The organism is Spirillospora sp. NPDC049652, from assembly GCF_040675125.1.
GTDB lineage: Bacteria > Actinomycetota > Actinomycetes > Streptosporangiales > Streptosporangiaceae > Spirillospora.
On record NZ_JBFAOF010001451.1, the window covers coordinates 1 to 1,308 of the forward strand.

The 1,308-nt window shown below is 76.0% G+C and carries 3 protein-coding genes; 2 read left to right on the forward strand and 1 reads right to left on the reverse strand.

The window, feature by feature from the left end; translation table 11 throughout:
- A partial coding sequence (locus AB0J52_RS41015; RefSeq protein ID WP_500188652.1) for an asparaginase occupies positions 1-197 on the forward strand: 197 nt, incomplete at its 5' end.
- A complete protein-coding gene (locus AB0J52_RS41020) occupies positions 194-937 on the forward strand; it encodes a copper homeostasis protein CutC (protein WP_500188654.1) in 744 nt (247 codons plus the stop codon). The genes AB0J52_RS41015 and AB0J52_RS41020, both read left to right, overlap by 4 nt.
- Before the next feature lie 107 nt (positions 938-1,044).
- Here the strand turns inward: AB0J52_RS41020 and AB0J52_RS41025 are convergent.
- Positions 1,045-1,308: hypothetical protein (locus AB0J52_RS41025; protein ID WP_500188655.1), on the reverse strand; the 264-nt coding region annotated here is incomplete at its 5' end.

Genomic DNA, 1,308 nt, shown 5'->3' on the forward strand with positions numbered 1-1,308 from the left:
CCGCGACCGCGGACGGGCACGCCGTCGCGGTGAAGGTCATCGACGGCAGCCCCCGCGCCACCACCGCCATCGCGCTGCGCGCGCTCGCCGCGCTCGGCGTCGACACCACTCCCGCCGCGCCGCTCGGCGCCGTCCCCGTCCTCGGCGGCGGACGCCCCGTCGGCGAGATCCGCACCACCCCGGAAGGACACCTGTGAGCCTCACCCACGAGATCTGCATCGACAGCGTCGAGGGCGCCATCGCGGCCGAGAGGGCGGGCGCCCACCGCGTGGAGCTGTGCGCGGCGCTGTTCGACGGCGGGCTCACCCCCACCCTTGGAACGGTCCGCGCCGCGCTCGCCGCGGTGTCGACGATCCGGGTGCACGTCATCATCCGCCCGCGCGGCGGCGACTTCATCTTCGACGAGCACGAGATCGCCGCGATGGAGGACGACGTCGTCGTGGCCCGCGAGGCCGGCGCGCACGGCGTGGTGATCGGCGCGCTCACCCCGGAGGGCGAGGTCGACCGCGCGGTCAGCGAGCGGCTCATGAAGGCCGCCGGGAACCTCTCGGTCACCTTCCACCGGGCCTTCGACATGGCCGCCGACCCGTTCGCCGCCCTGGACACGCTCATCGACCTCGGCGTGGACCGCGTCCTGACCTCCGGCCAGGACAGCAGCGCCCTGGAGGGCGCGCCGCTGATCGCCGACCTGATCCGGCACGCCGGGGACCGCATCATCGTGATGCCGGGCGGCGGCATCACGCCCCGCAACGTCGCCCGGGTCGTCGCCGAGACCGGCGCGCGGGAGATCCACTTCGCCGCGCTCACCCCGGAGCCGAGCCCCGCCGTGCACCGCAACCCGTACCCGTTCATGGGCGGCGAGCTGCGCCGTCCGGAGTACGAGCGGCTCGTCACCAGCGGCGCCGACATCTCCGCGGTGATGCGCGCCGCCGGCTGAGCACGCGCACCGGTCCCGGCGTCGAGGCGGGTGCCCGAAGGCCCCTGGTGGGACGGGGTGAACGTCACGTTCGCCCCGTCCCACCAGGGGTTTCCTGCTCAGAGGGGTCAGCCGTGCTCCACCACCGGGCCACGAGGTCTCGCCGGGGCGGACCCGCCCCGGCCGGGCTTGGCGCGGGCGGCGGGCTTCGGCAGGGTCAGGAGCCGGCGGACGCTCGGGCCTTCGCTCCGCTCACCCGACGTCCGGACGCCGCTCACGCGCTGGCGGGGGACGATCGCGACGGAGCACGGGACGTGCTGGAGAACGGCCGAGGCGATCAGGCCGAGACCGCCGGGCCGCGGGCCGACGCCGCTCCGGCCGCCGGCCCCGTG